This is a genomic window from Pseudomonas sp. EL_65y_Pfl1_R83 (assembly GCF_963970695.1).
Taxonomy (GTDB): domain Bacteria; phylum Pseudomonadota; class Gammaproteobacteria; order Pseudomonadales; family Pseudomonadaceae; genus Aquipseudomonas; species Aquipseudomonas tritici.
In genome coordinates this window covers 59,376-82,070 of the sequence record NZ_CAXAQI010000013.1, presented here as the reverse complement: position 1 = coordinate 82,070, position 22,695 = coordinate 59,376, and the positions used below count along the sequence as shown (strand labels likewise).

General features: G+C 59.0%; 21 protein-coding genes. 9 read left to right on the top strand and 12 right to left on the bottom strand.

The features are described from left to right. The first annotated feature begins 67 nt into the window (after positions 1–67). From AACY08_RS18855 to AACY08_RS18840, 4 genes are read left to right on the top strand one after another with little or no spacing between them, the layout of a single operon-like run. A complete protein-coding gene (locus AACY08_RS18855; RefSeq protein WP_339470841.1) occupies positions 68–808 on the top strand; it encodes a hypothetical protein in 741 nt (246 codons plus the stop codon). Positions 809–868: 60 nt separating this feature from the next. After that, positions 869–1,549, top strand: coding sequence for a C39 family peptidase (locus tag AACY08_RS18850; RefSeq protein WP_339470839.1), 681 nt, complete (start codon positions 869–871; stop codon positions 1,547–1,549). 38 nt (positions 1,550–1,587) lie between these two features. Continuing rightward, positions 1,588–2,331, top strand: coding sequence for a hypothetical protein (locus AACY08_RS18845; RefSeq protein WP_339470837.1), 744 nt, complete (start codon positions 1,588–1,590; stop codon positions 2,329–2,331). A 49-nt stretch (positions 2,332–2,380) separates the two neighbouring features. Next, positions 2,381–3,685 (top strand): hypothetical protein, encoded by a 1,305-nt coding sequence (locus AACY08_RS18840; RefSeq protein WP_339470835.1) that lies wholly within the window; start codon positions 2,381–2,383, stop codon positions 3,683–3,685. 94 nt (positions 3,686–3,779) lie between these two features. On the opposite strand, the gene AACY08_RS18835 is transcribed toward AACY08_RS18840, so the two are convergent. Beyond that, a complete protein-coding gene (locus tag AACY08_RS18835; protein WP_339470834.1) occupies positions 3,780–5,105 on the bottom strand; it encodes a sigma-54 dependent transcriptional regulator in 1,326 nt (441 codons plus the stop codon). 342 nt (positions 5,106–5,447) lie between these two features. Between AACY08_RS18835 and AACY08_RS18830 the strand changes: the two genes are divergently transcribed. Further along, positions 5,448–5,708, top strand: coding sequence for a hypothetical protein (locus AACY08_RS18830; RefSeq protein WP_065881580.1), 261 nt, complete (start codon positions 5,448–5,450; stop codon positions 5,706–5,708). A 66-nt stretch (positions 5,709–5,774) separates the two neighbouring features. Here AACY08_RS18830 and AACY08_RS18825 read toward each other — a convergent pair whose 3' ends face one another. From AACY08_RS18825 to gnd, 3 genes are read right to left on the bottom strand one after another with little or no spacing between them, the layout of a single operon-like run. Continuing rightward, on the bottom strand, positions 5,775–6,599 hold the full coding sequence (locus tag AACY08_RS18825; protein ID WP_339470832.1) for an HAD family hydrolase: 825 nt from the start codon (positions 6,597–6,599) through the stop codon (positions 5,775–5,777). Then, complete coding sequence (zwf, locus tag AACY08_RS18820) at positions 6,596–8,119, bottom strand: glucose-6-phosphate dehydrogenase (RefSeq protein ID WP_339470830.1); 1,524 nt, start codon at positions 8,117–8,119, stop codon at positions 6,596–6,598. The genes AACY08_RS18825 and zwf overlap by 4 nt, the downstream gene beginning before the upstream one ends. Continuing rightward, on the bottom strand, positions 8,116–9,099 hold the full coding sequence (gnd, locus tag AACY08_RS18815; protein WP_339470829.1) for a phosphogluconate dehydrogenase (NAD(+)-dependent, decarboxylating): 984 nt from the start codon (positions 9,097–9,099) through the stop codon (positions 8,116–8,118). The genes zwf and gnd overlap by 4 nt, the downstream gene beginning before the upstream one ends. A 269-nt stretch (positions 9,100–9,368) precedes the next feature. On the opposite strand from gnd, the gene AACY08_RS18810 reads away from it, so the two are divergent. The 4 genes from AACY08_RS18810 to AACY08_RS18795 all read left to right on the top strand — a co-directional run bounded on the left by AACY08_RS18810 (position 9,369) and on the right by AACY08_RS18795 (position 14,160). Next, positions 9,369–9,548: a DUF6026 family protein gene (locus AACY08_RS18810; RefSeq protein ID WP_139113268.1), complete on the top strand. Its 180-nt coding sequence runs from the start codon at positions 9,369–9,371 to the stop codon at positions 9,546–9,548. A 159-nt stretch (positions 9,549–9,707) separates the two neighbouring features. Next, positions 9,708–11,465, top strand: a complete 1,758-nt coding sequence (locus AACY08_RS18805; protein WP_339470828.1) for a phosphoethanolamine transferase CptA — start codon at positions 9,708–9,710, stop codon at positions 11,463–11,465. Positions 11,466–11,579: 114 nt separating this feature from the next. Then, entirely contained in the window at positions 11,580–13,805 is a 2,226-nt protein-coding gene (locus tag AACY08_RS18800; protein ID WP_339470827.1) for a TonB-dependent siderophore receptor, read from the top strand. A gap of 151 nt (positions 13,806–13,956) precedes the next feature. Next, on the top strand, positions 13,957–14,160 hold the full coding sequence (locus AACY08_RS18795) for a hypothetical protein (protein WP_339436729.1): 204 nt from the start codon (positions 13,957–13,959) through the stop codon (positions 14,158–14,160). Between the two features lie 97 nt (positions 14,161–14,257). Here AACY08_RS18795 and AACY08_RS18790 read toward each other — a convergent pair whose 3' ends face one another. The 8 genes from AACY08_RS18790 to AACY08_RS18755 all read right to left on the bottom strand — a co-directional run bounded on the left by AACY08_RS18790 (position 14,258) and on the right by AACY08_RS18755 (position 22,608). Further along, positions 14,258–14,749 (bottom strand): GNAT family N-acetyltransferase, encoded by a 492-nt coding sequence (locus tag AACY08_RS18790; RefSeq protein WP_339470826.1) that lies wholly within the window; start codon positions 14,747–14,749, stop codon positions 14,258–14,260. Between the two features lie 145 nt (positions 14,750–14,894). Next, a complete protein-coding gene (gene zapE / locus AACY08_RS18785; protein WP_339470824.1) occupies positions 14,895–16,025 on the bottom strand; it encodes a cell division protein ZapE in 1,131 nt (376 codons plus the stop codon). Between the two features lie 81 nt (positions 16,026–16,106). Continuing rightward, the gene (pepN, locus tag AACY08_RS18780) at positions 16,107–18,764 is read right to left on the bottom strand and encodes an aminopeptidase N (protein WP_339470823.1); all 2,658 of its coding nucleotides are present in this window, start codon (positions 18,762–18,764) and stop codon (positions 16,107–16,109) included. A 14-nt stretch (positions 18,765–18,778) separates the two neighbouring features. Further along, positions 18,779–19,609, bottom strand: a complete 831-nt coding sequence (locus AACY08_RS18775; protein ID WP_339418509.1) for a DUF2797 domain-containing protein — start codon at positions 19,607–19,609, stop codon at positions 18,779–18,781. Then, positions 19,606–19,866, bottom strand: a complete 261-nt coding sequence (locus AACY08_RS18770; protein WP_339418360.1) for a YeaC family protein — start codon at positions 19,864–19,866, stop codon at positions 19,606–19,608. Before AACY08_RS18770 ends, AACY08_RS18775 begins: the two co-directional genes overlap by 4 nt. 14 nt (positions 19,867–19,880) lie before the next feature. Continuing rightward, positions 19,881–20,750: a rhomboid family intramembrane serine protease gene (locus tag AACY08_RS18765; RefSeq protein ID WP_339418358.1), complete on the bottom strand. Its 870-nt coding sequence runs from the start codon at positions 20,748–20,750 to the stop codon at positions 19,881–19,883. Then, entirely contained in the window at positions 20,747–21,721 is a 975-nt protein-coding gene (locus tag AACY08_RS18760) for a metallophosphoesterase (RefSeq protein ID WP_445261449.1), read from the bottom strand. The genes AACY08_RS18765 and AACY08_RS18760 overlap by 4 nt, the downstream gene beginning before the upstream one ends. Beyond that, a complete protein-coding gene (locus tag AACY08_RS18755) occupies positions 21,718–22,608 on the bottom strand; it encodes an NAD(+) kinase (protein WP_003217892.1) in 891 nt (296 codons plus the stop codon). Before AACY08_RS18755 ends, AACY08_RS18760 begins: the two co-directional genes overlap by 4 nt. Positions 22,609–22,695: the final 87 nt, after the last annotated feature.

Below are 22,695 nucleotides of genomic sequence, written 5' to 3'. Positions count from 1 at the left end.
CAGCTTGGTAGCACACGTTAGACCGTACCAACACTTAACCCACTAATTAGAAGCAAGGAGAAACACCATGAAACCTCAAATGGCTCTGAAACCAATGGTTTTCGCTCTCGCCGCGCTCATGGCTGCTGCCGCTCAAGCAGGGGGTGGCTGGCACCCTGCGCCTCAACCAACCGGCGTGGTCGCCTCCGTGGTTACGGATGTGCAGAACAGCGCGGGCAACAAATTCGACGACACCAACACCGAAAACAACGCCTCTGCTGATGGCTCGGTAAACGGCAACAGTGGTAGCACCATTGTTAACAATCAGTCAGGCACCGGAAACCAGGCAGACGGTTCAGGCGCCATCTCCAGCGCCAAGGGCGACTTTGCAACCGTGTTTGCCGTAGTCGATGTGAATCAAAACAGCGTGCTGAACAATTATGTCAACAAAGGTACCCAAAACAACGCATCCCTGGATAACGCGGTTAACGGCAACTCCGGTAGCACGATTTATAACGGTCAAGCCGGTCAAGGCAACCAGGCCAAGGGCAACCTGGCAATCACCACGGCTGACGGTAAAAATATCGCAGCGGCGGCCAACACCGAGCAAAACTCGCTCGGTAACAGCTACCTCAACGCGGCCGCCAGCGGGAATGGCCATTACAGCAAACCTCAATACGTGTCTAACAACTCCAGCCTCGACAACGCAGTTAACCGCAACAGCGGCAGCACAATTGTGAACTTGCAATCCGGCTCCGGCAACCAAGCCAGCGGCAGCCTGTCGATCAGCCAAGGTTGCAGCGTATGCGCCAGCGGCGTGCGCTTCTGATCCAACGGGGCCTTGGCAACAAGGCCCTCTTTATTACAGTGCCCAGCAGGTCATACGATCATGCGCCTCGCGACCCTCAGCCTCTTGATGCTGCTTACCGGCCCTACCTGGGCAGGCACCATGGCGATCTCCGCCATGCCTGGTGGTGCAGTCATCTACAAGAAGGTCGAGAGTATCCGTGAACGCCGGTTCGCCAACCTGGTGGAACAGAAAACCGATTTCAGCTGCGGTGCTGCGGCACTCGCCACCATCCTGCGCCAGGGCTACTGGCTCGACGTAGACGAAGACCACGTCATCAAAGGCATGCTGCTCAATGCAGACCAGGACCTGGTACGTACCCAGGGCTTTTCCATGCTGGACATGAAGCGCTACCTCGAAAGCATCGGCATGCGTGCCCGGGGCTACAAAATCGGGCCAGATACCCTGGCGACCGTGAAGATCCCCGTGGTGGTGTTGCTGGAAATTCGTGGCTACAAGCACTTCGTGGTGTTGCAGCGCGCGGACAAGGAGTGGGTCTATGTCGGTGACCCGGTGCTGGGCCACAAGCGCTATTCACACGACGACTTCGTCAAAGGCTGGAATGGCATCGTCTTCGCCGTGCTGGGTGAAGGCTACGACAAGGCCAACGCCTTGCTTGACCCGCCCGCGCCACTGACCGCCAAGAACCAGTTGAATGAGTTCAGGCCCGTAGGCGATGCCGAGTTGATGGACTTCGGTTTCATCCAGAGCGACTTCTTCTAAGAAGCGCAAAAAGGAGCAGGACGCTCCAGGAGCAAGAGATGAACACTTCCCGTTGGCTGACGGTCTTGTGCCTGGCAGCCTCAATGCCCGCTTATGCTTCATCGGGGTTCAAGCCGATTGAGCTCAAGGATTCGGAAATGGCCGAACTGCGCGGCCGGTATGTGATGCCGGGGCGGATTATCAGTTTCGGTATTGTCATGAGCAGCACCTGGACCAATGCCATAGGCGACACCATCACCGGCAAGGCCAGCATGCAAGTCGACTCGTCCACCATCACCCCGCAGTTTTACGTACAGACCACCGGCTCGGCTGGCACGGGCACCCACCAGGATACCGGTACCGGTAACGTGGTCGGGGGCGCAGGCCTGGGCACCGGCACGGGCGTGACCCAAAGCGTACGCACCGCCGGCGATGGCAACACTGCCTACAACAATGTCGGTATCAACGTCACAGAGAATGGCTTCGCCCCCTCCAACATCGTGCAATCAGGGCATGTGCTGGTGGCGGGTGGCACAGTCAGCGGCGACAGCGCGGCCGGCCGTGTGAGCGTGTCGGCCAACAATGGCGGCTTGCAGATGGCGATCCAAGGCAATCATAACCAGGGCAACAGCCTCCAGCAGATCGGTGGCGGGCAAGTGCTCCAAGGCACGGTATTAACCGGCGATAGAAACGTCGTCACTAACATGACCCAGCTCAATGTGGTGATGAACAACGGCCTGACCAACCCGGCATTGAACTGCAATCTGGACCCACTCAAAGGCCTACGCACGCTAGGTTATTGAACTACGCTGACCCTCGACACTTTCGCATTAGAAAAGGACGGCTTATTTCATGCATCGATCGTTATCGCTACGTGCGGTGGTTTGTTTAAGTACGCTCTTGCCTGCATCCATGTTGTATGCCGCGCCAGACGCCGATATCGAAGCCCTCAAACAGGAACTTCTGGAACTCAAGCAGCGGTACGACGTACAACAAAAAGCCTTGGCGGTGTTGGAGCAGCGGGTTCGTCAAGTCGAGGATCAACCGGCCACACCGGCGCCCAAACGCCTGGCCAAATCCCCGGCAGACTTCCAGAAAGCCAGCGGCACAACGGTGGCCGGTACCGGCGCGGCAGCGGCATCAGGCGGTGCGGGAGGCGGTGGCAGTTCCTACGGTCAGTCGCTCAAGGACGATTCAGCGCCTGCGCAAAGCGTGAGCAACCTCTACAACGAGGCCAGCGGCTTTTTTGGCAATGGCAAGTTCAGCTTTGAAACCGGTGTGACCTATGCGAGGTACGACGCTCGCCAACTCACGCTCAACGGCTTCCTGGCGCTGGACTCGATCTTCCTGGGCAATATCAACCTGGACCGGATCAAGTCGGATAACTGGACCCTGGACCTGACTGGCCGCTACAACGTCGACAACCGTTGGCAGTTCGACGTGAACGTGCCGGTGGTGTACCGCGAGTCGACCTACCAGTCCGGCGGTGCCGGCAACAACGCCAACGCCACCTCGGAAGAGTCGGTGAGCCGCGACCCAACCATCGGCGACGTCAACTTCGGCGTGGCCTACAAGTTCCTCGATGAAACCCCGACCCTGCCGGATGCGGTAGTGTCGGTGCGCGTCAAAGCGCCTACGGGCAAAGAACCGTTTGGCATCAAGCTGGTGCGGTCTACCGCCAACGACAACTTGTATGTGCCGGAAAACCTGCCGACGGGTAACGGTGTGTGGTCGATCACGCCGGGTATCTCGCTGGTCAAGACCTTCGACCCGGCCGTGCTGTTTGGCTCGCTGTCCTATACCCATAACTTCGAGGAGTCGTTTGACGATATCAGCAGTGACGTCAACCAGAAGGTCGGCGGCAAGGTCAGCCTGGGCGACAGCTTCCAACTTGGCCTCGGCGTGGCCTTCGCGCTGAACGAGAAGATGAGTATGTCGTTCTCGGTGTCCGACCTGATCCAGCGCAAGAGCAAGCTCAAGCCTAACGGTGGGGACTGGCAGTCGGTGACGTCCAGCGACGCCAACGCGGGTTACTTCAACGTGGGCATGACGATTGCGGCGACGCAAAACCTGACAATCGTGCCTAACCTGGCGATCGGGATGACGGACGATGCGCCAGACTTTACGTTTAGCCTGAAATTCCCGTACTACTTCTGACACCAAGCGGCCCAAGTCAATACAGCGCACGCAGCGCACAAGGAAAAGCCCCGCAGCGATAAGGGTCGTTGCGGGGCTTTTCGGTTTACCCGCCCTAGCGGATCTGGTGTTTGTGAAGCAACCGGTAGAACGTGGGCCGGGAAACGCCCAGTACACGGGCCGCCACACTCAAGTTGTCGCTGTGCCGATTGAGCACGTCGCACAGCGCCTGGCGTTCGGCGCGGTGCTTATAGTCTTCCAGTGTAGCCATGGGCGGCGAAATTGCCTGCTGGCCGTGCAATCCCAGATCAACGGCTTCGATCTGGCGTCCTTCGGCGAGCACCAGCCCGCGGCGTACGCGGTTGGCCAACTCGCGCACGTTTCCAGGCCAAGCGTGCTCGCCCATCGCGACGAGGGCGTCATCACTGAAACTACGCGGGCGACGACCGGTTTCCTGACTATAGAAACGTGAAAAGTGGTTGGCCAGCATCACGACGTCGCCATGGCGGTCGCGCAATGGTGCGGTCACCACTTGCAGGACATTGAGGCGGTAATACAAGTCTTCGCGGAAGGTGCCTTTCTCAACGGCGGCTTCCAGGTCGACGTGGGTGGCGGCCAATACCCGCACATCCACCGGGATCGGCTGGCTGCCGCCAACCCGCTCGATCTGCTTTTCCTGGAGAAATCGCAAGAGATTGGCTTGCAGCTCCATCGGCAGATCACCGATTTCATCCAGGAACAACGTGCCGCCGTTGGCCGCCTCGATTCGCCCGACCTTGCGTTGATGGGCGCCGGTGAACGCACCTTTTTCATGGCCGAACAATTCGGATTGAATCAAGTGTTCAGGGATCGCACCGCAGTTGATCGCCACAAACGGCTTGTCATGCCGCTGCGATTGTCGATGCAACGTCTTGGCCACCAGCTCTTTGCCGGTGCCGCTGTCGCCACGAATCAACACGGGAGATTCGGTGGGCGCCAGTTTCGACAATAATCTGCGCAGTTCGCGAATGGGCCGGCTGTCACCGAGCAATTCGTGCTCGGGCTCATCCACCGGGGTATGGCCCTTGCCCCGCAACCGCGCCATGCCAAAAGCACGGCCCAGGGTCACCTGTACGCGGGCGACGTCGAAAGGCAAGGTATGAAAGTCAAAGAACCATTCGCAGACGAAGTCACCGAAGTTCTGCAGCCGCAGCACATCCTGGTCGAGCACGGCGATCCACTCGGTTCCACTGCGGCCGATCAGCTCTTTGACGGCTTCGGGTCGTTCCAGGTGAGCGGGCTGCAAGCGCAGCAGGCCGACGTCGCAGGATCGGTCGCCCACCGCGTCCAAGCTGCAACTGTCGACTTCCCACCCCGCCGCGCGCAAACCGGGCAGCAGCCCGTGGCAGTCATCACAAGGATCAACTACGAGCAATCGACGTTGAACGGGGGGTCCACCCATGACTGTTCCTTGGCGTCAAAATTGGTAAATTTATTTAGAAACAACAGTTTGGAACGTCTGTTGCCAACCGTAGCAAGATATTGACGCAGTCCTTGTACCGTTTCGCTATAAGTTCGGGCAAAAAGCCATTCCCCACGTTCGCGTCGTTAAAAGTTACGCGACGCTGAAACGTTCAATCCGCTTTCAAAACAGCCGCTTACATGACGTTAATCACTAAATGTTGAAAATAGTTGTTCTAATGTGTGACCCGTACCCGGCCATCGTGCATCAGTACAAGTAACCCGCCGCACGGTCAGCCCAACCGCCGGCACTCACTTGAATGGGCAATGAGAGAGAACCCACATGAACGCCCCGCTCCGCATCAACGAAGCTCTTTTGATCGCAGACCGTGCCTTCCAACCCTTTCAGTGCGTGGCCTGGCACGATGGCAACGGCGCCCTGAGCCTGAGCGTCATCGACCGCACCAATACCCGCATCGGCAGTAAACAACTCTCGTCAAGTGCCTATACCGACCCGACGCAGTTGGAAAACTTGCTGTTGCAAGCCCGTGCCGAGCTCGATAAAGATGGCCACCAGTTGCAATCCTGGGCAATGCCGAAGTAATCCAACGCTGTAACTTGCGCTCATCGTTTTAAATGAGCGCACGTTCAGTGTTAGAGCGAAAACCGCTTATCGCTTCGCGAGAATAAACCGCTCAATCGCTTCGGCAGCACCGTCTTCGAGATTGCTGCCAGTGACCACACTGGCCTGGCGCTTGACGGTTTCTTCAGCCTGCCCCATGGCAATCGATAACCCGGCCACATGAAACATCGCCGGGTCATTGCCACCATCACCGATGGCCGCCGTCTGCTCCAAGGGGACCCCAAGGTGCGCCGCCAGGGTTTTCAAGGCCTCGCCCTTGTTGGCCAACATCGCGGTGACGTCCAGGTACACCGGTTGCGAGCGTGACACTTGGGCCACCCCCTGCACCTTGGGCTGCAGCTGCGCTTCCAGCTCCACCAGCAATTGCGTGTTGTGGCTGGCAGCGACGATCTTGTCGATCCGGTCCAGGTACGGCTCAAAACTCTCCACCACTACCGGCCCGTATCCCAGGCCATCGGTTTCGCGCTGCTGCATCGGCCCTGGCGGGTCACGGCGCAGCCAATCGCCATCGGCAAACACCCACACTTCCACCTCCGGCTCCGCTGAAAACAGCGCCAGGGTCACCAGCGCCGCCTCTGCCGGCAGATGGTGGGCGACCAGGATGCTGCCATCCGGGTTGATCAGCGTGCCACCGTTAAAGCCCGCCACCGGCACATCGATGCCGAAGGTTTCGATCAGGTGCAGCATGGCCTTGGGCGGTCGCCCGCTGGCCAGGCTGAAAAATACCCCACTGTCGCGCAAGGCGCGCACGGCATCGGCAGTGCGCTGGCTGAGGCTGTGATCAGGATGCAACAACGTGCCGTCCACATCACTGAGGATAAAACGGATGGGATGAATCGCTGCGTCACTCATCCGAGGCGGTGCCATGCACGGCCATCACGGGCCAGCAACGCATCGGCGGCTGCAGGACCATCTTCACCCGCCTTGTAGGCCTGGATCCCGTCATCTTCCTGCCATGCATCGAGGAAGGGCTGCACAGCGCGCCAACCGTTTTCGATGTTGTCCGCACGCTGGAACAAAGTCTGGTCGCCGGTCATGCAGTCGTAGATCAGGGTTTCGTACCCGGTCGAGGGCTGCATCTCGAAGAAGTCCTTGTAGGCAAAACCCAGCTGGATGTTGGCCATGTCCAGGGTCGGCCCGGGCTTTTTCGCCAGCAGGTCGAACCACATACCTTCATTCGGCTGGATCTGGATTTTCAGGTAGGTGGGCTTGAGCTCATCGACTTCGGTATCGCGAAACTGTGCATAGGGTGCCGGCTTGAAGCAAATCACGATTTCGGTGTCGCGCACGCTCATGCGCTTGCCGGTGCGCAGGTAGAACGGCACGCCGACCCAGCGCCAGTTGTCGATCATCACCTTGAGGGCGACGAAGGTCTCAGTGCTGCTGTCAGGTGCAACGTTGGCTTCTTCGCGGTAACCCGGCAGTGGCTTACCGCCGATTTCACCGGCGGTGTACTGCCCGCGTACCGAGTTGGTCCGCGCATCTTCCAGGGACCAGGGGCGTACGGCGCCAATCACCTTGGCTTTTTCACCGCGCACGGCGTCGGCACCAAAGGCGGCAGGTGGCTCCATCGCCACCATCGCCAGCAGTTGGAACAAGTGATTGGGCACCATGTCGCGCAGGGTGCCGGTCTTCTCGAAGAAATTGCCACGGGTTTCAACGCCGACCGTTTCAGCGGCGGTGATTTGCACGTGGTCGATGTAATGGTTGTTCCAGAACGCTTCGAACAGCACGTTGGAGAAACGGCTGATCAGGATGTTCTGCACCGTCTCCTTGCCCAGGTAATGGTCGATGCGATAGATCTGCTTCTCGCTCATCACCTTGAGCAGGCTGGCATTCAGCGCTTCGGCGGTGGCCAGGTCGGAACCGAAAGGTTTTTCGATCACCACGCGACGGAAGCTGTCATCGGTTTCCGTCAGCAGGCCAGCACTGCCCAGGCGCTGCACCACGTCGCTGAAAAAGCGCGGGGCGGTGGCCAGGTAAAACACCGCGTTGCCAGTGCCGCTGTCGGCGATCTTCTTGCCAATGTCGGCGTAGGTGCCGTCGTCGAGGAAATCACCTTCGACGTAGCTGATGCCCTTGGCCAACTGCGCCCATAATTGTGGGTCCAGGGCGTTATCCGCATTACCCTTGACCTTGCTCGCCGCTTCGGTGCGAATGAAGTCTTCGAGTTTCTTCGCGAAATCGGCGTCGCTGATGGCGTTGTGATCAACGCCGACGATGCGCAAACCATCGCCCAGCAGCCCATCACGACTGAGGTTGTACAGCGCCGGCATGAGCAGGCGCTTGACCAGGTCGCCATGGGCGCCAAACAGAAACAAGGTGGTCGGTGGTGCAGGTTCGGCCTTGGTTTTTTTGCCGTTGGCGGTCATTTTTTGGAAGTCTCCACGTGACCACCAAAGCCGAAGCGCATGGCAGAGAGCATTTTGTCACCGTACGTGCTCTGCTGACGCGAGCGGAAGCGGGCGAACAGCGAGGTGGACAGTACGGGCACCGGCACGGCTTGTTCCATGGCGGCTTCGATGGTCCAGCGGCCTTCGCCACTGTCGGCAACGGAACCGGAGTAACCGTCGAGTTTCGGGTCGGTGGCCAAGGCGTCGGCGGTCAGGTCCAGCAGCCAGGACGACACCACACTGCCACGGCGCCAGACTTCGGCGATATCGGCAACGTTCAGGTCGAAACGCTGGTCTTCCGGCAGGTTTTCCGAATTCTTGGTCTTGAGGATGTCAAAACCCTCGGCGAACGCCTGCATCATCCCGTATTCGATGCCGTTGTGGATCATCTTGACGAAATGCCCGGAACCCGCAGGGCCCGCGTGGATATAGCCCTGCTCGGCGCGAGGGTCAGCGCTGGCAGAACGGTCCTTGGTGCGCGGAATGTTGCCCTGGCCCGGGGCCAGGCTCTTGAAGATAGGATCAAGGCGCTTCACGGTCCCGGCATCCCCACCGATCATCATGCAGTAGCCACGTTCCAAGCCCCAGACGCCGCCGGAAGTACCGACGTCGACATAGTGCAGGCCTTTTTCCGCCAGCGCCTTGGCCCGGCGAACGTCGTCCTTATAGTTGGTGTTGCCGCCGTCGATGATTGCATCGCCGTCTTCCAGCAGTGTGCTCAATTGGTTGATGGTGTCTTCGGTCGGCGCGCCTGCCGGTAACATCACCCACACGGTACGTGGCTTTTGCAGCCCGGCAACCAGGGCCTTGAGGCCGGCAACGCCAGTGGCGCCCTCTTCGCTCAAGCCTTTTACAAATGCTTCGTTACGGTCGTAAACAACGGTGGTATGCCCATTGAGCATCAGGCGCCGTGCAATATTCCCGCCCATGCGGCCTAGTCCAATAATCCCCAGTTGCATGTGCTGATGCTCCTAACTACTAAAAAATGTGTGACATAGTTTATAGCGCAATGAGGCTAATGAGGGTTAGTCCAGCGCGGATACCTGTAGTTTCATGAGAAAAATTTGCCACCACTTCGGCATCACTGCACAAAAAGTCACACGACCTTCAAAAATAAAAAAGTTCCATTGCTCGCAAAAAGAATTCAGAATCGCCCTGACTGCTGCCGAGAACCTCGACTCAAGCGTTCTGGCACACCGCGACACACTGGCTATTTGCGAGGTAAGCAATGAGCACTGCACAGATGAACCGTCCGCCACAGACCCTCTACGTCACCATTCGACGCGACGAGCTGCGCCAGTTGAAAGACGAACGCGAACAACTGCAGCAGGAAGTCATACGCCTGCGTTCGCACATCATCCAGGCCCAGTTGGATCAGCCTTCCGGCGCTCAGCCAGCGCTCTGCTAAGCCCGTCATCACTTTGTAAGATTACGCCTACAAAAATCTCACAAAGTTTTCACACTTCCCTCCCGATACTCCCGCCCGAAGGGCCACCCCATGCAAGGGTGGCCTCTGTTGCGCGCGGCCCTGCGCGTCGACTGAAAAATTATCGGGTTGGAGCGCTGGATGGCGATGTTCGAACGCAGCACGAAGTCTGCGAAAAGCTTTGATTGGGCCGGTCTTGGCTGGCTATTCCTGTTTTTCTGGTACTTCTCGGGCATTACCCAACTGCTGATTCAGCTCAGTGGCACCTCTGGTTTCAGTGGTTTTCGCCAAGCGTTCTTCATGAGTGCGATCTGGCTGGCGCCACTGCTGATATTCCCCCGCCGTACGCGCTTGTTAGCCGCCTTGATCGGCGTAGTCCTGTGGGCCTGCTCCATGGCCAGCCTGGGCTATTTCTTCATCTACCAGCAGGAATTTTCTCAAAGCGTCATCTTCATCATGTTCGAGTCGAACATCTCTGAAGCCGGTGAATACGCCACCCAATATTTCGCCTGGTGGATCGTGCTGGCGTTCATCGCCCACACCGCCGTGGCCATTTTCCTATGGACCCGCGTCCGCCCGGTGTATCTGCCACGTGGCCAGGCGCTGCTCGCAGCGACGGCTATCCTGGTGGGCGTCATTGGTTACCCGCTAGTCAAGCAGATCGCCCGCAGCGACACGATGGACGATGCCATCGACCGCTTTGAATCGCGCATCGAACCTGCGGTGCCGTGGCAGATGATCGTCGCCTACCGCCGTTACACCGAGCAGTTGGACAACATGCAAGGCATGCTCGACAGCGCCAGCCAGATCCCGCCTCTGACAAACCTCAAGGACAGCATGGCCGGCCAGCCCTCAACCCTGGTACTGGTGATCGGCGAGTCCACCAACCGTCAGCGCATGAGCCTCTACGGCTACCCGCGTAACACCACGCCGGAGCTGGACAAACTGCGCGACCAACTGGCGGTGTTCGACAACGTCATCACCCCGCGCCCCTACACCATCGAAGCGCTGCAACAGGTATTGACCTTCGCTGACGAAGAGAACCCGGACCTGTACCTCAAGACGCCATCCATTGTCAGCGTGATGAAACAGGCCGGCTACAAGACCTACTGGATCACCAACCAACAGACCATGACGAAGCGCAACACCATGCTCACGACCTTTTCCGAACAGGCCGACGAGCAGGTGTACCTGAACAACAACCGCAACCAGAACGCCCGTCAATACGACGGCGACGTACTGGCGCCGTTTTCCAAGGCCCTGGCCGACCCGGCCGAGCGTAAGTTCATCGTGGTGCACCTGTTGGGCACCCACATGAGCTACCAGTATCGCTACCCGCAGACCTTCGATAAATTTACCGACCGCCAGGGCGTGCCGGCGGGCGTGAGTGACGATCAATTGCCGACTTACAACAGCTACGACAATGCCGTGCTGTACAACGACTTCGTGGTGTCGAGCCTGATCAAGGACTACGCCAATACCGATCCAAACGGTTTCCTGCTGTACTTATCGGACCACGGCGAAGACGTGTTCGACTCGGCAGGCCACAGCACGCTGGGACGCAACGAAAGCAAGCCGACGGCGCCGATGTACACCGTTCCGTTCATGGCCTACGCCTCGCCAAAATGGCGTGAAAGCCACGACTGGAGCTTTGCCGGCGACTTGCAACGGCCTTACAGCAGCTCGCAGTTGATTCATACGTGGGCCGACCTCGCCGGCTTGAGTTTCAACGAGTTGGACCGTACGAAAAGCCTGGTGAGCGACCGCTTCACGGCGCGCCCACAGATGATAGGTAACCCATACCTGCGCCAACAAAAACCCCTGATCGACTTCAGCCTGATCAAGCCGAAAAAGGTGAGCCCGACTGACGTGGTGCTCCAGGAACAACCGGCGCCGTAACACAAAAATAACAATCATTCTCGTTTAAGCCTAAAGTTCGCCCGCTCTTTTCGTCTTTGAACCATGGCCTTTCCCGACCGGAAAGGCCAAAAAGACGACAAGGAGTCTTCTGCGATGTTTGCGTCTCTAACCCGTTCCATGACCTTCACCCTCAGCCTCTTCAGCGTGGTCGCGAGCCCGGATCTGTTGGCTGAAACCGACCCCGAACAGAAAACGTTCGAACTGGGCGCCACGAGCATCACCGCCGAGAGCCTTGGCGCCACCACTGAACACACGGGCGCCTACACGACCGGTTCGATGAGTACCGCCACCCGCCTTGACCTGTCCATCAAGGAAACCCCGCAGTCGATCTCGGTGATCACTCGCCAGCAGATGGATGATTTCAATCTCAATACGTTGACAGAGGTGCTGCGCCAGACCACGGGGGTCAACGTTCAGCACAACGATTCCGACCGTGTCTCCTACTCCTCGCGTGGTTATGGCATCAGCAACTACCAGATTGATGGGATGCTCAACACCTTTGGCTACATGAAATCCGATGCCGACACCATCATCTACGACCACATCGAGGTGGTTCGTGGTGCCACCGGCTTGACTACCGGCGCCGGCGACCCCTCCGCCACGGTCAATATGGTGCGCAAGCGCCCTACCGCTCAATGGCAGGCGCAAACCGGGGTAAGAGCCGGCAGCTACGACAACTACTACAGCTACATGGACGTGGGCGGGCCGCTGGCGTTCGACGGCAAGCTGCGCGGGCGCACGGTGCTGGCCTACCGCGACAGCCAATCCTTGCGTGATAACTACGGGCTGCAACGGTCGGTTGGCTACGGCATTCTTGAAGCAGATTTATCAGACGAAACCGTGCTGGCCGTAGGTTTTGATTACCAGAACAAGCAAGTGCAAGGCACGTCCTGGGGCACCGTGCCTTACTGGAATAGCCAGGGTGGCAAGGCCGGGTTGTCGCGCTCGACCAATATGGCGGCGCACTGGAGTTCCTGGCCGCTGACCGACAAGACAACCTTCGCCAGCCTCGATCATCGGCTGGGCGGTGAGTGGCATTTAAAGGCCGCCTATACCCATCGCCAGAGCGACACGGATGGCAAGGTGTACTACGGTGGCGCGGGTTTCCCCAATGACGACCGCAGCGGCATGACCGCCTGGGCCAGCCACATGCGTGGCACCTCAAGAATGGAAGCTGTGGACCTCAACCTTGCCGGCAGCTACGCGTTGCTGGGCCGCGAACATGCACTGATGATGGGTTATGGCGAGGCCACGCAGCGCGACGTGTCCCCTGTGATGCGCAGCAGCATACCGGGTGGCTACTACACGATCGAAGACTGGAAATACATGGGCGGGATTGGCACGTTCGGCGACACCGTTACCGACCTCAAGGGTGAACACAGCAGCAAGCAACAGAAAGCCGGCTACTTGGCCACGCGCTTGAGCCTCACCGAGCGCTTGCACGCCGTACTGGGCAGCCGCTATGGCAGTTGGGCGCTGGAGAGCGCGACGCCCGAATACGGTGACGATGACCAGTTGATCGCGGCCAACAAGACTCACAAGACCCACAACGACCTGTTGACGCCTTACGCCGGCCTGCTCTACGACATCACGCCGGAATACACCGTCTACGCCAGCTACACCGACATCTTCAAACCGCAAAGCCTCAAGGACGTCAACCGCAACTACCTGGAACCGGTGGTGGGCAGCAACTATGAGGTGGGTCTTAAGGGAAGTTTGCTGAAAGAGCGCTTGAACGTGGCAGCCGCGTACTTCTGGAGCACACAGGACAACGTCGCTGAGCGGGATGAATCGGCCCTGCCTAACCCGACCACGGGCGAGGAGTACTACAAGTCCGGCGGCAAAGGCAACAAGGTCAACGGCTTCGAATTGGAGGTTGCCGGCGAAGTGATGCCGGACTGGAACCTGACGGCGGGCTACACCTACACTCACTCCGTTAATGGCTCGGACAAGCGCAACAACACCGGGCAGCCATTGAATTTGCTGAAGGTGTCCAGCGCCTACCGTTTGCCGGGGACGTGGCGAAACCTGACGGTGGGTGGTGCCGTGAACTGGCAGAGCGATATCTATGAGTTCAGCGACAGGCCTACAGGCCAACGTGTCGGTAATCAGCGGGTCACCGAACGGGCGAAAATCACCCAGCAGGCCTACGCAGTGGTCAACCTGATGTCCCGCTACCAGTTCGACGAACACGTTTCGGCGTCGATCAACGTCAATAATCTATTTGATAAAAAATATTACGAACGCGTCGGCTTCTATAACGGCGTTTATTGGGGCGACCCGCGCGCTATCACGCTTGCGCTGGATTGGACGCTTTAAACTACAGCTTATATGACCGCCAACCTTAACAAAATCGTTAAGGTTGACGCCTATCCAATTAAGCTTCGCTTAATCCACCCTGCACATAATCGGCCCCACGAGTCTGATCTAAGAGAACAGACACCGATCACACTTTTTGGGAATACTGACAATGAAAATCTCGACGCTGATGCTGGCTGGCTTAATGACCTTGACTTCCGCCGCTGCCTTCGCCGAAGGCGGCTCAGAGCGTTCTAAAGAGTTTTACGCTAACTTTAATTTCATGCAGGACAAGATGAACGGCCCAGCCGAGGAAACGGCCTCCAGTGATGTTAAAAACTCGAAAACCGATGAAACACAGCAACCAAAAAGTTGATTTACCGTCATACTCTTTGTCATTCCGCTCCGTTGACAAAGATTAACTTGGCGCCATGTAATGGCGCCTTTTTTATTGCCCGCCATAACACTATTTTTTACAGCGGCTTATTCCAAAACAACATGGTGCCATAAGCGGGATCAAATTTAGCGCCGTCAAACCCGAACTTGCGGTACGCCGCCTTCGCTACTTCATTGCCCTCAAGCACTTCCAAAGTAATCTTGCAGCAACCGCGTTGGCGGGCGATTTCCTCAACCTTCTGCAACATTTTCTGACTCAAGCCCAAGCCACGGAACCGATCCATTACCGCCACATCATGGACGTTGACCAATGGGCGACAGGCGAAGGTCGAGAAACCTTCAAAACAATTCACCAACCCCGCCGGCTCTCCATTCACAAACGCCAACACGCTGAACGCGTGCGCACGCTTGGCTAATTCGCTCGGCAGTTGCGCTAGCAAATCCGGGTCCAGGCTGTGCCCGCCCCCCATCGCGTCTTCGGCGTAATGGTTGATCACCAGCGCGATGGCTTCGGCATGCACGGTGTTCGTGTAGCTGGCTTGCAGCACCAGGATGTCAGGGGTGTCCATTTCCTTCCTCGATAACGGCAACAAGGGATTCGGTTCCCTTTGAGAGGCCAATTGTAAACGTGGAAGCACCACCTGCTGAAGGAGATTAACTACAAATATGCGTTTGAAAACGCGAAGGTTGTGCCGGTAAAAAAGCGCGAATCTTTCATTTCCTGATCTTTTCGCACGCGCTTGAGCCGTAACGCTGCAACTGCATTTCCTGCAAACGGCTCAGGGTGCGGCGGAAAGGAAACGCCAGGTAACCCTCGGTATAGAGACATTCGAGGGGCACCTGAGCCTCGATGAACAACGGCACCTTGCGGTCGTAGCATTCGTCCACCAATGCAATGAACCGACGCACGCTATCGTCGTGCACCGACAACTGCGGCAATTCGCGATCACCGGCCACCACACGCTGGGCGCCGTCTTCGGTGCCACGGGCTATGCGGCCCGGGCGCTGTTGCGCGCTAAGATTAGGGACTTCGCTCAACAGGATGGCATTGAAAAGATCGCACATCAGCATGAAGTCCATCGCGGCCAGCGGCTGCTCACAGAGATCGGCATAACGGCACCAAAGCACTGTTTCACAGGACTGGACAGCCAGAATAGAACGATGCCCGACGGGAATCGGCCCGCTGCTCACTGCCTGGTCTTCGGCCAATTGCTTGAACACAGCTGCCAACGCATCGGGTTGATTCACCCAATAGCGCTGAAGGCCGGCGCCAGGGTGCAAGCGATGATCCTCAGCGCCATCCACCGCCACCACTTGCAAATGCTGCTCTATCGCCGCAATGCCGGGCAAAAACCGCTCACGGTTGAAGCCATCGGCATACAACTGGTCAGGCGGTTGGTTAGAGGTGCAGACCATTACCACGCCGTCCTCGAACATCACCTGAAACAGGCGACCGAGGATGATCGCGTCACCAATGTCATTGACGAACAGTTCATCGAAGCACAACACGCGCACTTCCTGGCTGAGCTCCCGGGCCAGCGCCTGCAAAGGGTCGTGGGTACCCGTCAGTTGGAACAGACGCTGATGCACCCACCCCATGAAGTGGTGAAAATGCTGGCGCCGCGCGGGCACCCGCAGGCTTTGGTAGAACTGATCCATGAGCCAGGTCTTTCCACGACCCACAGGCCCCCACAGGTACACGCCGGTGATCGGCGCGCGACCTTGATGCAAGGCTTCATGGCAGGCTTGTAACGCATCCACCGCGCGACGCTGGGCGTCGTCGGCAACGAAGCCCTGTTGAGCAATGGCGTATTGGTAGGCAGCGAGGGGTGAGTCAGAAGTCATGCCCGCCATTATGACCTACGGAGAAAGCTACAGCCGTAAAAAAACGGCCCGACAGGCCGTTTTTTACTGCAGCGTAGTGACTCAGGCGAGGCTCTTGCTGACCACCTCGAACACATCGCTCGACAGTTCGCCGGACGCTCGAATGCGCTCCAGCTCCGCTTTCATCAGCGCCTGACGCGCGCTGTCGTATTTACGCCAACGGGTCAGTGGCGCCAATTGGCGCGAAGCGATCTGCGGGTTGAAGGCATTGAGCTCGATCACCAGGTCCGCCAGGAAGCGATAACCCGAGCCGTCCGCTGCGTGGAAGTTGATCAGGTTCTGCCCGGCAAAGGCGCCGATCAAGGCGCGCACCTTGTTCGGGTTCTTCAACGTGAACGCTGGGTGTTCCATCAACGCTTTGACCCGCGCCAGCCCGCCCGGCAAGGTGCTGCCGGCCTGAACGCTGAACCACTGGTCCATGACCAGTGGGTTGTCTTTGAAGTTGTCGGCAAACACGGCCAGCGCCTGAGCCTTCTCCACTTGGAACGGCGAATTCACCAGCACCGCCAGTGCGGTCAGGCGCTCGGTCATGTTGTCGCTGCTGTCGAACTGTTCAAGCGTCGCGGCCAGGACTTCCGGCTTGCCGCTAAGCATCAGGTACGACAGCGCGATGTTCTGCAACGCACGACGGGCAAAATGCTCAGCGGCAGCAACATACGGCGTTTGCTTGGACAGCTCGCGACTGGCCTGGTAGCGCAGCCACAGTTCTTCATGCAGGTTGTCGGCCAGTTGCTTGCGCGCAAACTCACGGGCGGCGTGGATGGCATCCACATCCGCCACTTCGCTGATTTCGGTCAGGTAGGCTTCACCCGGCAACGATAGCATTTCCGCAACCATTGCCTGGTCCAGGCGTTCGTCGCTCAACACGCTGCGCAGCGCGGTGATCAACCGCTGATCCATCTTCAAGACCTGGCCTTGTTGATACTGACCAACCAGCGCCTGCAACACCTGCACCGAGAGCTGCTGACCGGCATCCCAACGATTGAAGCCATCGCTGTCATGCTGCATCAGGAACATCAGTTGATCGCGGTTGTACGGGAAGCTCAGCTTCACCGGCGCCGAGAAACCGCGCAGCAGCGAAGGCAAAGGCTGCTCGGCGATATCAATGAAGGTGAAGGTCTGCTCGGCCTCGGTCACCGAGATCACACGCGACGTGCCGCCCGCAACCGCTTCACCGGCCAGGCGCAAGGCGATATCCGCGCCCTTCGCGTCCAGCAAGCCCAATTCCACCGGGATCACGAACGGCAGTTTCTCTACCTTGTCCGGGGTTTCCGGGCAGCTCTGGCGGAAGGTCAGGCTGTAGGTTTTGGCCGCTGCGTCGTAGGACTCGCTCACCGCCAAACGTGGCGTGCCGGCCTGGCTGTACCAGCGTTTGAACTGAGTCAGGTCGGCGCCGTTGGCATCTTCCATGGCCTTGATGAAGTCGTCGCAGGTCACTGCCTGGCCGTCATGACGTTCGAAGTACAGGTCGCTGCCTTTACGGAAGCCTTCAGCGCCGAGCAAGGTGTGGATCATACCGACCACTTCCGAGCCCTTTTCGTACACCGTCAGGGTGTAGAAGTTGGAGATTTCGATAAAGCTGTCCGGGCGCACGGCGTGAGCCATGGGGCCGGCGTCTTCGGCGAACTGGTGGGTACGCAGGTACGCCACATCCTGGATGCGCTTGACCGTGGCCGAGTTCATATCAGCCGAGAAGCCCGAATCACGGAACACCGTGAAACCTTCCTTGAGCGACAGCTGGAACCAGTCGCGGCAGGTCACGCGATTGCCCGACCAGTTGTGGAAATATTCGTGGGCAACGATCGCTTCCACCCGCTGGTGGGCGGCGTCGGTGGCGGTTTCGGCGCGGGCCAGCACGGCGCTGGAGTTGAAGATATTCAGGCCTTTGTTTTCCATGGCGCCCATGTTGAAGTCGTTCACCGCGACGATCATGAAGATGTCGAGGTCGTACTCACGGCCGTAGGTTTCTTCGTCCCAGCGCATGGATTTTTTCAGGCTGGTCATGGCGTGCTGGCACTTGTCGATGTTTTCCGGCTCGACGTAGATGCGCAGCGCCACAGTGCGGTCAGTCATGGTGGTGAAGGTGTCTTCAACACACCACAAATCACCGGCCACCAGGGCGAACAGGTAGGCAGGCTTCTTGAACGGGTCTTCCCAGGTTGCCCAGTGGCGGCCGTCTTCGCCGGGGCCGCTGGCGATCGGGTTGCCGTTGGACAGCAGGATCGGATAGCGGTGTTGCTCGGCGATCACCGTGGTGGTGAATGTGCTCATCACGTCCGGGCGGTCAAGGTAGTAAGTGATCTTGCGGAAGCCTTCGGCCTCGCACTGAGTGCAGAACATACTGCCGGACTTGTACAAGCCTTCCAGGGCGGTGTTGGTTTCCGGGTGGATTTTTACCGTGGTATCCAGGGTAAACGTCGCACTCTGCGGATGCACCGTCAGGTGGCTGTCGGTCAGCTGATATTCATCGGCGGTCAACGCCTGATCGGCGAGGTTCACGCTCAACAGCTCCAGCTGCTGGCCATCCAGCACCAGCGGCGGCAAACCTGCGCCGCGCTCCGGGTTGCGGCGCATCACCAGTTGCGCATGGACCAGACTGTGGTCCTCGAACAACTCGAAGGTCAGGTGCGTCTCGTCAATCAGGTAGTCCGGCGCCTGATAGTCCTTCAGGTAAATCATCTTCGGTTGTTCGGTGCGCATGGGTGGCATCCTTTTTACTGATGCACGGCGAGCTGATAGGCCGTGTACTTGCGAATGTTGATTACGCCGGTGTCGAAGATCAGGTATTGGCCCTTGATCCCCAGCAACGTGCCTTCGGCAATCGGGTTCTTGTCCAGGTTGAAGCTGACGATCTTGGTCGGATACTGCTCGACCGGGTAGCGGATTTCGATCGGTTCGATGTCGGCAATCGTTTGGATGGCCTGCAGTCCAAAGCGTTCCTGCAAACTCAGCAGGCCCTCGGCGCAGGAGGCGAACAGTTCATCACGCACGTGCTTGAGGTCGACAGGCTGCGCATCGCCTTTGAGCAGCGCGCGCCAGTTAGTCTTGTCGGCCACTTGGCTACGCAGCACGTCCTCGACGAAACCGGATTGCTGGCGGGTCGCCACGCGCATGATCGGCAGCGCCTGGCTCGCGCCCTGGTCCAGCCAGCGCGTCGGCAGTTGAGTGGCACGGGTGATGCCGACCTTGATCCCCGACGAATTCGCCAGGTAGACCACGTGGTCGGTCATGCAGAATTGCTCGCCCCAGCCTGGGTCGCGGCAGGTGCCGGCGTCGTAATGGCAACGCTCGGGGCTCATGATGCACAGGTCACACTGGGCCAGCTTGGTCATGCACGGGTAGCAATACCCCTGGCTGAAGCTGGTCTTGGTCTTGCGGCCGCAATGGCTGCAATGGATGGCACCGAGGTATTCCAGGCGAATGTGCGTGCCGATCAACGGATTAACCGGCACCTCGGCATCGCCAAGGCGAAACGCGTATTGAACGGTCGGCTCACCGAGTTGCGCCGACATCTTGCTGACTGCACCACGACCAATTTCAATCAATGGATCGCATCCGACTTGAACAGGATGTTCGGCACCGGCGCGGACTTGGACGCGCATTCCTGTGGCCCCATGTAGCCGGTGCGCTGGTCTTCCGGCAAGTTCTGGAGTTCCCAGGCGATCACGGCTTGCAGAGACAGCTCGCGCTGTTCAGGGGACAGTTTGCGCCCATCGGACCACTTGCCGATTTCCACGGCGAGCTTGAGGCTCTCGTAGATGTCCGGGGTAATGTTTTCAATCATTTCAGCAAAAGAGGACATGAGGCTCTTCCTTATCAAATAGACGATTTGCGGCGGCTGTACAACCCGCCCAGCAAGCCGGTCAAGCAACCGATAACCAGGCCGCCGACATGGGCAGCGTTGGCGATTTCGCCGAAGCCGATCATCGAGATCAGCCCCGACATACAGAGCACCAGCCAAATCAGCATCATCGCCAGCACCCCACGGGGCAGGCGATAAGCAGGGTTCGGCGACAGCAGTTGAAAAATCCAGCAATGCCCAAGCAGGCCATATAACACGCCGGACAAACCGCCAAACAGCCCGGGGCCGCCGTAGGCGTATTGAGCGTAGTTGGAGACCAGGCTGAACAAGAGCGTCAGCCCCAGCAGGTTGATACTGCCCTGGCGCGCTTCGATGCGCCGGCCCAGCTCCCAGTACCACATGCCATTCATGGCCAGGTGCAGGATGCCGAAGTGGATCAGCATCGGCGTAACCAACCGCCACCATTGCCCCGAGGCCAGTGTATCGGCCAGCGGCGTGAACTGGATGTACTCACCGAGAATGCGAAACGGCAGGAACGTCAGCCAGCTCATGGCCTGCAGGTTTTCGCCAAGCAAGGTCACCGCGCCAACGATGATGCTCGCCAGCAGCACCAACGCCGTCACAGGGCTATGCCGCAGTTGCTCGACAAAACCCGGGCGCTTGACCGGCGCCTGCTCAGGAATATCCAGTTGCTGGTCCGGATCACCCGCAGGAAAGCGCTGATACAGCACGCGCACATCGTCGCTGATGGTCTCGGGCACCCATAACACTTGCTCGCCCGATTCCTCGCTGATGCGATGGGGCACTTGCATGCGTTGCAGCAGCTTTACGAAGCCACCCAAGTCGACGCTCAGCGGCAGGCGCAATACAGCCACAGTACTCATGTGATGACCTCGGGCCGCTCAACGTCAACCCATACAAATTTACGCGGGTCCAGGCGGGTTTCCTGATCCAGGCGGTACGCCACCAACTTGCCGTACAGCACCGCGCTGTAGTCCAGGCAGGCCAGGTTGTCGCGGATCGGCGCCGGTTTGCCGCTGCGCCAGTAATGGCCGACGAACAGCAAAGGCTCGTCGACGCCGTAGCGCAGCAGGGAATTCTTTTCAGTGGACGACAACGGCGTGCGCGCCACCGGCTCCGGCAGTGCGTCGGGCTGGAACACGATGTCGCCGTAGGTCTTGGGGTCGTCTTCCCAGAACTTGGTGCGGAAAAACGAGCGCGTCAGGCCGTCGCCACCGGTCAGCGTCAGGCCATCCGGCAGGCGCATGTCGGTGCCGCGCAGCAGGCGGTCAAACGCATTGCAGGCAAAACTGCCTGGGACGGCGGCGGCCTGCAGGAAGTGCTGGTCGATGCAGCCGTCCGGGAAGGTCGCGCGCAGTGGCTCGATAAACCCGTCATCCCAGCACGCGTGGACCACCCGGAAACGCCCGGCGTCGACAAACAGCGGCATGTCATAGAACCAGCCGAGGAAGTCGTGCCAGTCGGCCGGGTGGTGTTCGAACTGGGTCAGCGTCTCGTGGATCAACCGCGCATGCCGTGGGTTGCGCTCACGCACGAACTGCTTGCCGCTGCCCGGCGGTGCTGGCGTGCTCCAGCCCAGTGCGTTGAATTCGTGGTTGCCCATGATGCACAGCGCCTGGCCAGCCTCGGCCATGTCGTGGACGATATGTAACGCCTCGCGGATACGAGGGCCACGGTCGATGATATCGCCGAGGAACACCGCCATACGCGAAGGATGACGCCAGGTGCCGCCCTGCTTGTGGTACCCCAGCCGCTCGAGCAAGTGCTCAAGGGTATGAGCGCAACCGTGCACGTCACCAATCAGGTCGTAGCTACGCGCGGGATCGAGCATCAGTCGCCTCCACCCCCCAAGCGGCTGCCCCAGCCCAACTTGGTGCGGCACACTTCGTAGTAGTTGTGGTCCAGCGGGTGGATCAACCGCAACTTCTGTGCCTTCTTGCTCACGGTGATGGTGTCACCGGGCGCGCAGGTGAAATGGTTCTGACCGTCACAGGACACCTGCGGGTAGATCTGCATGTCTTTGGACACCACGATTTTCAGCTCACTGTTGCCGTCGACCACGATGGGCCTGCTGGACAACATATGGGGGTACATCGGCACGATCACAATGGCATCCAGCTTGGGATGCATGATCGGGCCACCCGCCGACAGCGCGTAGGCGGTGGAGCCGGTCGGCGTGGCGACGATCAGGCCGTCGGCCTTCTGGCTGCACACGAACTGGCCGTCTATATAGAGTTCGAACTCGATCATTCGCGTGGACTTGCCGGGGTGCAGCACCACGTCATTCAAGGCGTCGCCCTGGCCGATGGCTTCGCCGTGTCGGCGCACTTCGGCCTGCAGCAGGAAGCGGTTTTCCACCAGGTAATGGCCGTCGAGCACCTTGGCCACTTCGACTTCCAGCTCATCGGGGCGGATATCGGTGAGGAACCCCAGGCTACCCCGGTTGATCCCCAGTACCGGCACGTTATGCCGCGCCAGGGCCCGGGCGGCGCCGAGCAGGCTGCCGTCGCCGCCAACCACGATAACCATGTCGCAGACTTCGCCGAGCATCTTGCGCGACGAGGTTTGCAGGCCATGGCCTGGGAGGATTTCGGCGATGGTGTCTTCGAGGATCACGTGCAGGTGGCGTTCCAGCAGGAATTTTTTCAGCCGGCGGACGGTGTCCAACACCTGGGTACTGCCCAGGCGACCGATAATGCCGATATTGCGAAATTGCTCCATGGGGCTCCTGCGGGATTTGGGGTGGGGCAAAAAAGAACGATTATGGGCGAAAGGCCGCCCCAGGCAAAATCCTTTGTCGCCATGAAC